Origin of the sequence: Micromonospora sp. NBC_00362, assembly GCF_026342155.1 — a bacterium.
Lineage (GTDB): Bacteria > Actinomycetota > Actinomycetes > Mycobacteriales > Micromonosporaceae > Micromonospora > Micromonospora hortensis.
In genome coordinates this window covers 386,357-398,753 of sequence record NZ_JAPENH010000001.1, presented here as the reverse complement: position 1 = coordinate 398,753, position 12,397 = coordinate 386,357, and the positions used below count along the sequence as shown (strand labels likewise).

Annotated in this window: 10 protein-coding genes; 6 read left to right on the top strand and 4 right to left on the bottom strand. The window is 70.9% G+C overall.

Annotated features, from left to right (window positions below):
* Window positions 1-365: 365 nt before the first annotated feature.
* Window positions 366-1,700 (top strand): PHB depolymerase family esterase, encoded by a 1,335-nt coding sequence (locus OG992_RS01780; protein WP_266302100.1) that lies wholly within the window; start codon window positions 366-368, stop codon window positions 1,698-1,700.
* A gap of 526 nt (window positions 1,701-2,226) precedes the next feature.
* Window positions 2,227-2,934, top strand: coding sequence for a vancomycin high temperature exclusion protein (locus OG992_RS01775; protein WP_266302099.1), 708 nt, complete (start codon window positions 2,227-2,229; stop codon window positions 2,932-2,934).
* A 6-nt stretch (window positions 2,935-2,940) separates the two neighbouring features.
* Here OG992_RS01775 and OG992_RS01770 read toward each other — a convergent pair whose 3' ends face one another.
* A complete protein-coding gene (locus tag OG992_RS01770; protein WP_238683901.1) occupies window positions 2,941-3,960 on the bottom strand; it encodes a LacI family DNA-binding transcriptional regulator in 1,020 nt (339 codons plus the stop codon).
* A 206-nt stretch (window positions 3,961-4,166) separates the two neighbouring features.
* On the opposite strand from OG992_RS01770, the gene OG992_RS01765 reads away from it, so the two are divergent.
* Window positions 4,167-5,792 (top strand): glycoside hydrolase family 43 protein, encoded by a 1,626-nt coding sequence (locus OG992_RS01765; protein WP_266302098.1) that lies wholly within the window; start codon window positions 4,167-4,169, stop codon window positions 5,790-5,792.
* Window positions 5,793-5,838: 46 nt separating this feature from the next.
* On the opposite strand, the gene OG992_RS01760 is transcribed toward OG992_RS01765, so the two are convergent.
* The 3 genes from OG992_RS01760 to OG992_RS01750 all read right to left on the bottom strand — a co-directional run bounded on the left by OG992_RS01760 (window position 5,839) and on the right by OG992_RS01750 (window position 7,913).
* Window positions 5,839-6,462 (bottom strand): hypothetical protein, encoded by a 624-nt coding sequence (locus tag OG992_RS01760; protein ID WP_238683903.1) that lies wholly within the window; start codon window positions 6,460-6,462, stop codon window positions 5,839-5,841.
* Between the two features lie 141 nt (window positions 6,463-6,603).
* Window positions 6,604-7,317 carry a hypothetical protein gene (locus tag OG992_RS01755; protein WP_266302097.1) on the bottom strand — a complete coding sequence of 238 codons (714 nt, stop codon included), beginning with the start codon at window positions 7,315-7,317 and terminating at the stop codon, window positions 6,604-6,606.
* Window positions 7,314-7,913, bottom strand: coding sequence for an RNA polymerase sigma factor (locus OG992_RS01750; RefSeq protein WP_238683905.1), 600 nt, complete (start codon window positions 7,911-7,913; stop codon window positions 7,314-7,316). The genes OG992_RS01755 and OG992_RS01750 overlap by 4 nt, the downstream gene beginning before the upstream one ends.
* 271 nt (window positions 7,914-8,184) lie before the next feature.
* On the opposite strand from OG992_RS01750, the gene OG992_RS01745 reads away from it, so the two are divergent.
* The 3 genes from OG992_RS01745 to OG992_RS01735 all read left to right on the top strand — a co-directional run bounded on the left by OG992_RS01745 (window position 8,185) and on the right by OG992_RS01735 (window position 11,847).
* Window positions 8,185-9,396: a chitosanase gene (locus OG992_RS01745; RefSeq protein WP_266302096.1), complete on the top strand. Its 1,212-nt coding sequence runs from the start codon at window positions 8,185-8,187 to the stop codon at window positions 9,394-9,396.
* 281 nt (window positions 9,397-9,677) lie between these two features.
* The gene (locus OG992_RS01740) at window positions 9,678-10,163 is read left to right on the top strand and encodes an HAD domain-containing protein (RefSeq protein ID WP_266302095.1); all 486 of its coding nucleotides are present in this window, start codon (window positions 9,678-9,680) and stop codon (window positions 10,161-10,163) included.
* A 433-nt stretch (window positions 10,164-10,596) separates the two neighbouring features.
* Window positions 10,597-11,847, top strand: coding sequence for an HNH endonuclease signature motif containing protein (locus tag OG992_RS01735; protein ID WP_266302094.1), 1,251 nt, complete (start codon window positions 10,597-10,599; stop codon window positions 11,845-11,847).
* Window positions 11,848-12,397: the final 550 nt, after the last annotated feature.

Here is a 12,397-nt window from a genome sequence, read left to right as displayed (position 1 = left end):
GCGGACCCTGGTTGGTCCATCGCTTGTGTCACCGTCCGCCGAAGATCACATCTGGATCCCGGCTGCCCAGTGGACGGACGTCAGCCCCGCGCGCGGCTCTTCATCGACGTACCACAATGGCACTGCCGGTTCGGCAATCTCAAGGTGTGTCAGGCGCCGTCTTCGCCGCGCTCGCCGCGCCCTGAACGAGGCCCACTGACACTCACCCGCAGACGTCATACGTTACGGCTTGACGAACGGCATGTTATCGCTCACAGTCGATGCGGGTGTCGCGCGCCTCGGGCTGAACCGGCGCCGTCGTCGACCGCCTCCACCGACCGCCGCGCTGCCGCCGGGTCCCCGACTCACGACAAGAGGAACCGCCGATGAGATCAAGGATCGCACTGCTGGCCGCCGCGCTGGCGACGGCCCTGGCGACGACGACGGCCGTGGTCACGGTCGCCACCCCGGCGTCGGCCGCGACGCTCACCCAGGTGACCAACTTCGGCACCAACCCGACTAACCTCCAGATGCACCTGTACGTGCCGGATCGGGTCGCGACCCAGCCGGCCCTGCTCCTCGCTCTGCACTACTGCACCGGCAGCGGTCCGGCGGTGCACAGCGGCTTCGGCCTGAGCACCCTCGCCGACCGCTACGGCTTCATCGTGATCTACCCGTCGGTGACCCGGAGCAGCAAGTGTTGGGACGTCTCGTCACCGCAGGCCCTGCGCCGTGACGGCGGCAGCGACCCGGTCGGCCTCAAGTCAATGGTCGACCACGTCCGCAGCCGCTACCCGGTCGATGCCAACCGGATCGGCGTGGGCGGCTTCTCCTCCGGCGCGATGATGACGAACGTCATGGTCGGCCTCTACCCGGACCTGTTCCACGCCGGGTTCAGCTCCTCCGGGGTCCCGTTCGGGTGCTTCGCCACCACCAACGGCGCGGAGTGGAACAGCGAGTGCTCCGGCGGACGGATCGTCAGGACCGCGCAGCAGTGGGGTGACCTGGTCCGCAACGCCTACCCCGGTTACTCCGGCAAGCGTCCCCGGTTCCAGATCTGGCACGGCACCACGGACACCACGCTGAGCTACGTCAACTTCGCCGAGCAGATCAAGCAGTGGACCAACGTGCAGGGCGTGTCGCAGACCCCCAGCTTCACCGACTCCCCGCAGACCAGCGCCACCCGCACCCGGTACGGAGGCACCGGCGGCACGGCGCCCATCGAAGCGATCAGCTTCCAGGGGTACGGCCACTCCATCCCGTTCGACGCCGCCCAGGCCATCCGGTTCCTCGGCTTCGATTCCACGAGCCCCACCACCCCACCACCCGGCGGCGCTGCCGCGCCACTGCGCAACAACGGTGCCAACCGCTGCCTGGACGTCCCGTCGCGGTCGCAGACCAACGGCACCCAGCTGACGTTGTGGGACTGCAACGGCGGCACCAACCAGCAGTGGACCTCGACCGCCGCGAAACAACTCCAGGTGTACGGCACGAAGTGCCTGGACGCCGAGGGCGCCGGGACCTCGCCAGGCACCCGCGTGATCATCTGGGACTGCAACGGGGGCACCAACCAGCAGTGGAACGTCAACACCGATGGCACTGTGACCGGCGTGCAGTCCGGCCTGTGCCTGACGCCCAACGCCGCCGGAACCGCCAACGGCACCCCCGCGGTGCTGTCGAGCTGCAACGGCACGAACAGCCAGCGGTGGACCCGAAGCTGACGCGCTGACCGACGTCTTGGCGTACCCCGTCGGTTGCTCGTGCGGGTGGCGTCCCGCTGCTCGGGCCCGGACTCCGAACAGCGGGACGCGACCCGGCGGCCAGGGCGGGGGCCGACGGTCGCCATCAGGGCGGCCCAGGTACGGACTCCTGCCCATCGGCGTCCGCTGGGCAGGTGAGCGGAACCGGTTGTCGGCGCACGACTTTCCGGCTGCTCTGGTGCCCTGGAATCCCGGTGGCCGTTCATGCCTCGGCCGCGTGACGCGCGGGTCGCCCGATGGTGGTCTCGGGCCGTCTCGCGCCGGCCACGTGCCACCCGCCCCACGCCACGATCGTCGTCCAGCACGCCTCGGGCCAATGGCGACAGCTCCGTCACAGCGGCCCGAAATCCGTCGAGGATCGACGACTGTCCGTCACGTTAGCGCTAACAGTGAGCGATTGTCCATAGACAACGGTCTTCGTTTGCTGGTCGGGGCGGTGCGGGTACGCGGACGACAGTCGTGAGCGCGGGCGGAATAGCCTTGCGGCATGCGGGGACGATTCGGTGCGGCCAGACGGTGGTACGGGGAGCAACGGCGGTTGGTCCGTCGCACAGTCGTCGCGCTCGCGGTGGGGATCGTGGTGCTGACCGGCGGCACGGTGGCCAGCGTGTCGTGGATCCGTGACACCGCGGAGGGCCACCTCTACGGTGAGGCCGAGGTGCCGGACGCCCCGGTCGCCCTGGTCCTGGGCACCAAGGTGGACGCCGACGGCACGCCCTCACCCGTCCTCACCGCCCGGTTGGAGATCGCGCGGCGGCTGTTCGACACCGGCAAGGTGCGGGCGATCCTCGTGTCGGGCGACAACATGAACGCCGACTACAACGAGCCCGCCGCGATGCGGAACTGGCTGGTGGAGCGGGGTGTGCCAGCGCACAAGGTGGTGCCGGACTACGCCGGCTTCGACACGTACGACTCGTGTGCGCGGGCCGAGCGGATCTTCGGGGTGCGGCAAGCCACTGTGGTGACCCAGACCTTCCACCTTCCGCGCGCCGTGGCGCTGTGCCGGCGCCTCGGCATCGACGCCAACGGCGTGGGAGACGACAGCGCGAAGCAGTACGCCCAGACGTGGTGGTTCAGTTCCTCCCGGGAGAACGGCGCGTGCGTGAAGGCAGCGCTGGAGCTGCTCTCCGGTCGGGATCCGGCGCACCTCGGCCGCCGGGAGACGGGCGTCGACGACGCGTTGCGCGTCGACTGACGGAGGTCACGAGCGTCGTGGTGCGGCGCTGTCGCGGACGATGAGCTCGGTGGCGAGTTCGACCCGGGGGCTCTCGGTCCTCTCGCCGCTGGCGAGGCGCAGCACGGTCCGCGCGGCCAGCATGCCCATCTCGGCCAGAGGTTGCCGGACGGTGGTCAGTGGTGGCGAGCACCAGCGCACCTCCGGCAGATCGTCGAAGCCGACCACGCTGACGTCGTCGGGCACCCGCAGACCCCGTTTGCGGACCGCCTCGTAGACGCCGAGCGCCATCTGATCGCTGGAGGCGCAGATGGCGGTGGGCGGGTCCGGCAGGGCCAGCAGTTGCGTACCCGCGGTGAAGCCGGCCTCGTGGTAGAAGTTGCCGGGGCGGATCAGGGCGTCGTCGATGGGGATCCCGGCGGCGCCGAGGGCCGCCCGGTAGCCGTCCATCCGGGCCCGGCTGCACATCAGGTGCGGCGGGCCGGCGATGAAGCCGATGCGGCGGTGGCCGAGGCTGATCAGGTACTGGTTGGCGCTGAGGCTGCCTGCCCAGTTGGTGGCGCCGATGGTGGGTGACTCCTGCGGGTCGACCCCGGCCGGGTCGATGATGACGACAGGTAGGTGGAGCCGGCGCAGCTCGGCCTGCAACGGTGGGTTCACCATCGAGGTCACGAAGATGATTCCCTCGGTGGAGCGCGTACGCATGTTGTCGAGCCACTGCTTGGCCGAGGAGATGCGCCAGTGGATGGCCGACACGACGGTGCCGACGCCGCTGGTCTGGCCGACGTCCTCCACCCCACGGATGATCTCCACGGCCCATGGGCTGTCCAGGTCGTTGAAGACCAGGTCGATGAGGGCGGCGTCGGTACGCCGGGACGGTGAGCGGCGGCGGTAGCCATGCCGGTTGAGTAGCGCCTCGACGCGCTCCCGGGTGTCGGGGGCGACGTCGGAGCGGCCGTTGATGACCCGGGAGACGGTCGGCACGGAGACTCCGGCCAACCGCGCGATCATGGCGATGGTGACGTTTCGGCCGTTCTCCGTGCCCACGGTCCCCCCTGCGGAGCTATGGATCTCCGAAACTTTCAATGCTTCGCCGGTAATGATGATCGATGGCCGGCACGCTACGAGCTGTTGTCCCAGCGGTCAAGACCTCTGTCCTATTGCGAAAAGACCGGCTAGCGTAAGCAGGGCTTCCAGTGATCCGGGACGATGTTTTTCCGGAAGTTCCAGACAGCCCGTCCAGAGGAGTGCTCGTGTCGACCGACATCGCTAACGTGGCGACCGCTACCCGGTCGATCCGCAATCCCGTCCTCGCCGGGTTCCACCCGGACCCGTCGATCCTGCGCGTCGACGACGACTACTACCTGGCCACCTCGACCTTCGAGTGGTATCCGGGCGTGCTCGTGCACCACTCGCGTGATCTGGTGAACTGGCGCAGCCTGGGTGGGGTCATCACCGAGAGGCGCCTGCTCGATCTGCGCGGATGCGGTGACTCCAACGGGGTGTGGGCGCCCGACCTGACGTACCACGACGGTCAGTTCCACCTCGTCTACAGCGACGTGGCCAGCTTCGCCAGCGGCTACTGGGATCCGCAGAACTTCCTGGTCACCGCCGAGGACATCACCGGCCCCTGGTCCGATCCGGTGAAGCTGCACGGGCGCGGGTTCGACGCGGCGTTGTTCCACGACGACGACGGCACGACCTGGCTGCTGGGCATGAGCGCGGACTGGCGGCCCGGCCGCGACCGCTTCGGTGGCATCGAGATCCAGCAGTACGACCGGGCCGCACGCCGTCTGGTCGGCAGCCCTCGCATCCTGTTCACCGGTTCCCCGGTCGGTGTCACCGAGGGTCCGCACCTGTACCGCCACGACGGCTGGTACTGGCTGATCACCGCCGAGGGCGGCACCAGCTGGGAGCACCAGGTCACCGTGGCGCGGTCCCGGGAGCTGTTCGGACCGTACGAGGTGGACCCGCACGGGCCACTGCTCACCTCCTTCGGACGGCCCGACCTGCGGTTGCAGAAGGCGGGTCACGGCAGCCTGGTCCACACGCAGAACGGCGAGTGGTACCTGGCCCACCTGGTTGGCCGCCCATACTCCCCGCTGGGCAACTGCGTGCTGGGTCGGGAGACAGCGATCCAGCGGGTCGAGTGGCCGTCGGGCGGCTGGCCGCGAATCGCCGGAGGGGTGCCCGCGGACGACGTCATCGCACCCGACCTGCCCGCGCACCCCTGGCCGGCGGAGCCCGAGACGGACCACTTCGACGCCCCCGAGCTGGGCCGGTGCTGGTCGACGCTGCGTCGACCAGCCACCCCAGACTGGGTCGACCTGCACACCCGCCCGTCGTACCTGCGGGTCCACGGCGGGCAGTCGCCGGTCGGTCGACAGGCACCCAGCCTGGTCGGGCGACGCGTCGGCGCACGGAAGTGCTCGCTGGAGACCGTTGTGGAGTTCGAACCGGCCGACCACCGCCAGCTCGCCGGGATCACCGCCTACTACAACACGCTCAACTGGCACCACCTCTACCTGACCCGGGCCGACGACAGCCGGACGGTGCTGGAGCTGCTCAGCTCCGACAACGGGCGGCGCACCGCGTACCCGGAGCTGACAGTCGACGTCGACGGCGTCACGCGGGTCGGCCTGCGGGCCGTTTTCGACGGGCCTGCGGTGCGCTTCGACTACGACCTCGGCGCCGGTTGGCAGCGGCTACCGGTCGAGCTGGACGCGACCATCCTGTCCGACGAGCACGCCGCGCTGATCATCGACGGCGAGCCGGCGGCGTGGGGCTTCACCGGGGCGTTTCTCGGCCTGTGGGTGCAGGACCTGGGCGGCGACGGCGTGCACGCCGACTTCGACCTGGCCACCTACCGGGAACAGTGACCACGCGGACGGCACTCGGCGGGTGCCGTCCGCGTGCCCACTCGTCCTACCTGGCCTGAGCGGCGACGGCCCGAAGCTGGCCGAGGGTGGTGCGGAAACCGTGGCCGGACGCGGCCGGGTCCTCGGCGTTCAGGCCGCTGACGGCCATGGTCTGCGAGCGGGTCGTGGCGACGGCCTCCGCGTCGGACCCGGTCACGTCGAACACGCCGAAGTCGCCGCTGAGCGTCCGGAACGTCGGGGCCGCCGGGTCCTGGGCGAGGTAGAGCACCACGACCTGGCCGGCCTCGAGCTTCGACATGTGCGCCATGTCCGGCACGCCGTCGGGCAGCGGGGCGAGCGTGATCCGCGCCCCGGCCCGCACTGTCGATCCGGTCGTCGCGCGCAGCACCTCGTCGACCCGGAATCCGGCCGCCTCGACCTCACCGCGTACGACCAGGTCCGCGGTGTCGCTGAGCTGCCGCACCGTGGCGTACCCGCGCAGCTTGCCCTTGATCGGCGGGGGCGCGACCTCGGTCGGTGTGGCGGCGCTGCTCGGGGCGGCGCTGCTCGGGGCGGGCGCGGCGGCCGGGTCGGCGCCACCGCCGCTGCCGCAGGCGGACAGGACCGCGGCGGACAGCACGGCGGCGGCCGTGGCCCACAGCGGCCGCGTACGGCGAAGGTCGACTGCCATGGAACGCTCCTTGCGTCTCGGTGCCGTCCCGGGCCGTCTCGCCCGGAACGCGGCACTGCTTACGCCTTCTATCTGTGCGTCCCGGGCACCGAGTTCCCTTCTTTTTCGGGCTTCTTTTTCTCGCGCTCAGCTTTCCGCGGGTCAGCGCCGCTCGCGCGCGAGCTGACGAAGCTCGGCCAACGTGGTGACGAACGCACGACCCGCCGCGGTGGCGTCCTCGGTCCGCAGACCGGTCACCGACATCGCCGGTGACCGGCTGGTGGCCGTCTCCGCGGCGAGGTCGAAGATCCCGAACTCGCCGCCGAGCGGATGGTAGACGCGCGCACCCGGGTCAACGAGGCCCAGGTAGAGGACTGTCGGTCGGCCGGCCGCCCCGGCCAACTCCGCGGCCACCATGATCTCGGTGGGCACCGAAGTACCCGGGGCGCGGTACAGCACCTCCGCCACCCGGTAGACCGCCCGCCCGTCCGTCACCGACGCCACCTCGCCGCGGACCACCAGGTCGGCCGTGTCGGTGAGTTGGCGCACCGTGCCGTACCCACGGTTCTTCGCGGCCGTGCCCGGCGGCGCCGGCCGAGCGGCCGGACGGGTCGCCTCGGGTGACGGGGGCGCGGCCGGGGGCGTGTCGCCGGACCGGGCCGCGAGCCCTCCGCCGATCCCCGCGACAACCAGGACCAACGCGGCCGCCGCGAGCGCGGGCCGCAACGACACGAAGGCCCTCCTTCGGGTACGCGGCTCCTGCGCGATCGCCGCCAGCAGGCGGGCGCGGTGCAGCTCGTGCCGGCCCGCCGGCAGGTCGTGGTCACCGGGGTGGGGCACGATCTTCGCCCACTCGGCCGGGTCCGACGCGCTCACTGGCTGCCCTCCCGCACGAGCGAGGCGTCCACGACCGGCGGCCGTGCGGCGCGCGGCGGGGCGTCGACGAGGGTACGGAGTCGGGCGCGGGCCCGCGACAGCCGGGAGCGCACAGTGCCGACCGGAACGCCCAGCGCCTGCGCCGCGGACTCGTAGTCCAGGCCCTCCCACAGGCACAGGGTCAGCACCTCGCGCTCGGGTCGGCGCAGCCGGGCCAACGCGTCGATGGCGGCGGCGATGCGTCGGCTGTCGTCGAGTCGGCCGGCGACCTCGTCGGCGTGGTCGGGCAGTGTGAAGTCGGAGGCGAGCAGCGCTGCGGCGACCCTACGGTAGCGACGGTTGCTGCGGGTGTGGTTACGGGCCTCGTTGGTGGCGACGCCGAGCAGCCAGGGCCGCAGCGACCCGCCCTCCTCGCTGACCCGCTCCCGGGAACGCCAGGCCTGCAGATACGTGGCGGCCATGACGTCCTCCGCCGTGGCCCAGTCGGCGGTCAGCCGGAACGCGTGGTTGTACACCGAGCGCGCGTACGTGTCGAACAGCTCGGCGAACGCGCCGGGGTCACCGGCTCGCACCCGAGCGCGCAGACTCGACTCCATGACCATTCTCTGTCCGTCGGACGGTGCTGGTTCCGACGGACCGGCCCCTTGATCAGTTACGGCCCGACGATAGCCACCGGCGGGTACGTCCCGCCAACGACGGGATGAACAGACGCCGTCACGCCTCGCGGTCGTCGATTGACGAGGAATCGACGTACTGGTATCTGTTAATACAGTTTCCTGATGCTTGGCCCGGCGCGGCGGTTCGGCGCCGTAGGGCACCGCGAACCGACCGGCCGGCGGCACGCCGCCCCTTCCCCGAGGAACACCCATGGTTCACAAGAGAACAGCCGCCTACGTCGTGGGCACACTGCTGGTCGGCGTCGCCGCCGTCGGCTACGGCCTGCCGTCGGCGAGCGCCGCGACCGCCGGCCCGATCACCGGCCTCGGTGGTAAGTGCATCGACGTGGCCGGCGCCAGCTCGGCCAACGGCACGGCCGTCCAGCTCTACGACTGCAACGGCAGCGCGGCCCAGACGTGGACCGTCGGCAACTCCGACACCTCGATCCGGGCACTCGGCAAGTGCCTCGACGTGACCGCCGCGTCGACAGCCAACGGCGCCAAGGTGCAGTTGTACGACTGCAACAACACCGCCGCGCAGAAGTGGACCGCCAGCAACGGCGCGCTCGTCAACTCCGGCTCCGGCAAGTGCCTCGACGTCACCGACCGGAGCACCGCGAACGGCGCCCGGCTGCAGATCTGGACCTGCGGCGGCACCACGAACCAGCGGTGGACCCTGCCGGGCGGCGGCAGCACCCCCACCCCCACGCCCACCACCCCGACCGGCACCAACCTCGACGACCCGGCGAAGAAGAACGTCGCCATGCAGCTCGTCTCGGCCGCGGAGAACTCCTCACTCGACTGGCGCGCACAGTTCTCCTACATCGAGGACATCGGCGACGGGCGCGGCTACACCGCCGGCATCATCGGCTTCTGCTCCGGCACCGGAGACATGCTCGAACTGGTCGAGGCGTACACCCGCACCAAGCCGGGCAACGTACTCGCCGGCTACCTGCCGGCGCTGCGCACCGTCAACGGCACTCCGTCGCACGCCGGCCTCGACCCCAACTTCCCCCGCGACTGGCGGACCGCGGCCACCGACTCGGTGTTCCAGGCCGCCCAGGAGGCCGAACGCGACCGGGTCTACTTCAACCCATCGGTACGCGACGGGAAGAACGACCAGGTCCGGGCGCTCGGTCAGTTCGCCTACTACGACGCGGCGGTCATGCACGGGTACGAGGGCATGCGCCAGATCCGCAACCGCGCCCTGAACCGGGCCAAGCCGCCAGCCCAGGGCGGCGACGAGCGGACCTGGCTCAACGCGTTCCTCGACGAGCGGGTCGTCGAGATGAAGAAAGAAGTGGCCCACTCGGACACCTCCCGCGTCGACACCGCCCAGCGGGTGTTCCTCAACAACGGCAACTTCAACCTGAACACGCCGCTGGTGTTCGCCGTGTACGGCGACCAGTTCCGGATCGGCTGAGCGGCTGGAGTGGTGGCGGGGTCGTCGGCGATCGCCGGCGGTCCCGCCACCCGGCCCCCATCCCTACGCCCCGCCGCCTGGCGCCTACTCCTGTCCCTGCCTGGCCGCTTGGTGGCTGCCCGCACGTGCCCAGCCGCCTGGCGCCTGCCCGTTTCCTGACCGGCCGCCTGCTGCCTGCCCGGCCGCCTGGCGTCTGCCCGGCCGGTCCTGGCGGGCGGGCCTTGGCCGCTGACGCATCTCGCGGTCACCATCGGTGGACCATTTACGGCAGGATCCTCCGAGTGAACCGGCCCCTGCTCCTGCTCGACGTCGATGGTGTCCTCACCCCCTACGGGACCCCTCAACCACCTGCCGGTTACACCGAGCACCACCTGTTCCCCGGCGAAGAGCCCGTCCGTGTCAACCTCCTCCACGGCGCCTGGATCACCGAGGCGAGCGCCGTCCTGGACATCGCCTGGGCCACGAGCTGGAACGACGAGGCCAACCAACTCCTCGCCCCACTCCTGCGCATCGCTCCTCTGCCCGTGATCACCATGCCACCCGCGCCGTTCCACCCCAGCGACAAGATTCCGGCCATCGCCGCCTACGCCCAGCAACGGCCCGCGGCTTGGATCGACGACCTCCACACGCCGCAAGCCAACAGCTGGGCGGCAGCACGCAGCAGCCCAACCCTGTTGATCACCGCCGACCCGACGATCGGCCTCACGCGCGACTCCGTCGATCACGTCATGACTTGGGCCAAGGCCCTTCAACGCCCGTCCGGCTAATCCCTAGCGACGCGCCCGGCTCTCGCCGTATCCCTAGCGACGCGCCCGGCCCTCGCCGTATCCCCAGCGACGCGCCCGGCCCTCGCCGTATCCCCAGCGACGCGCCCGGCCCTCGCCGTATCCCTAGCGACGCGCCCGGCTCTCGCTCATACCGGGCGACCGGCAGCCTCGCCGACACGCAGCCCTCCCTGATGTCGCGCACCGCCAGCGCCGCCGACACGCAGTCCTCGGTCACGCCAGGGACCGGCAGCCGCCGACACGCAGCCCTCGCTGATGCCAGGCGCTGTCGATACCAGCTCCCGGCACCGCCGAGCAGCACGCCCACCACGGCCACCATCTGGCTGAGTTCGGCATCGATGAGCCCTTCGGGAACCAGCCGATCAAATCGATCATGGTGAGTGAAATTGTCGTACACCTGTTCTAGTCTCGGGTCATGGTCGAGGAGTTGGCGCTGGCAGACGACGCGGTCGCGGCCTGCGTCGACGCCCCCGCCTGGGCCCTGCCGGAGCCCGAGCTGATCGCCGCACTCGATGCCGCGCACCGCTTGGAGCAACGCCTCGCCGCCGTCAAACTCACCCTCGTCCGCGAGCTCGACGGCCGCGGCACGCCCCGCGCGCATGGGGCCTCCTCCACTGCGGTCTGGCTGCGCGAACGACTGCGACTCACCATCCCCGCCGCCCGCCGCCTGATCGACCTCGCCACCGCCCTCGACACCGGCAACCCCGGGATCCGACAAGCGCTAGCCGACGGGCACATCAGCGTCGACCAGGCCCGGGTCATCACCGACACCGCCACCACCGTGAACACGTCGACCGGCGCCGAGACCGCCGACAAAGCCGTCGGTGTGCTCGTCGGCTGGGCCAGCCAGTTCGACGCCACCCACCTGCGCAAGCTCGGCACCCGCATCCTCGACCACGTCGCCCCCGACATCGCCGACGCCGCCGCCCAAGCCGCCCTCGACGCCGAAGCACGCCGCGCCGCCCGCGACCGGCACCTCACGTTGTCCGAGCAGACCGACGGCCGACTGCGGCTCACCGGCACCCTCGACGCCGAAACCGCCGGCCTGTTCCGCGCCACCATCGACCCATTGACAGCCCCGTCCGGACCAGATGACACCCGCTCGCCCGGTCAACGCCGCCACGACGCCCTCGCCGACGTGTGCCGACTCGCCCTCCGAAGCGGCGAGCTACCCGACAGCGGCGGCGACCCCGCCCAGATCGTCGTCACCACCACCTACGACGCGCTGACCCGGCAACTCGGTGCCGGCGCACTCGACATCGGCCTACAGCTCACCCCGGACACGGTGCGCCGGCTCGCCTGCGACGCCACCATCCTGCCCACCGTCCTCGGCGGCACCGGCCAAGTCCTCGACGTCGGGCGACAACGCCGACTCATCACCGGGCCGCTGCGACGCGCCCTCGTGCTGCGCGACCGCGGCTGTGCGTTCCCCGGCTGCGACCGACCACCCCGCTGGTGCCACGCCCACCACATCCACCACTGGGCCGACGGAGGCACCACCAACCTCGACAACGCCGTCCTGCTCTGCGGCCACCACCACCGCCACCTGCACCACAGCGACTGGATCATCCAACTCGGCCACGACGGCCACCCCGAATTCGTGCCACCCGCCTGGCTCGACCCCGAACAACTCCCCCGCCGCAACCACTACCACCGACGAACGTAAGAGCAGCCAGTCGAGGACGATCACCCGTGTCGGGCCCACACCGTCGGCCACCCCACACCGCCTAAGGCATCCTAGGAGGCTGGTTGGCCAGGCCCCCCGCGTGAAGGCCGAAGCGTTGAGCGGCGCGTCGGGCGCATGCCGGCTGGGTCAAGAAGAGAGCTGCTCTCAACGGCTCGCGCTGACCCGCAGCAGCCCACGACGGCCTGCGCCGGGCCGCAAAGCCGCGTCGGCCTGCAAGCCAGATGACGCCGCCGCCGGGCAACAGGCACCCGACGAATCGCAACGGCTTACGACCGCCCGCGCCCGGCCGCAAAGCCGCGTCGGCCTACGAGCCAGATGACGCCGCCGCCGGCCAACAGACGCCCGACGAATCGCAACAACTCCGACCGCCAGCGACGGCCAACCACAATCCGCAACGCATACAGAACGCCTACGCCGCCTGCGGCGGCCCACGACGACCCGCAGCGGCCCGCAGCGACCCACGGCGGCTCGTGGAACAACCTCCACGGGGCCAGTGCTTCACGGCCGCGAGGTCGTCGTCGTCGAGCGC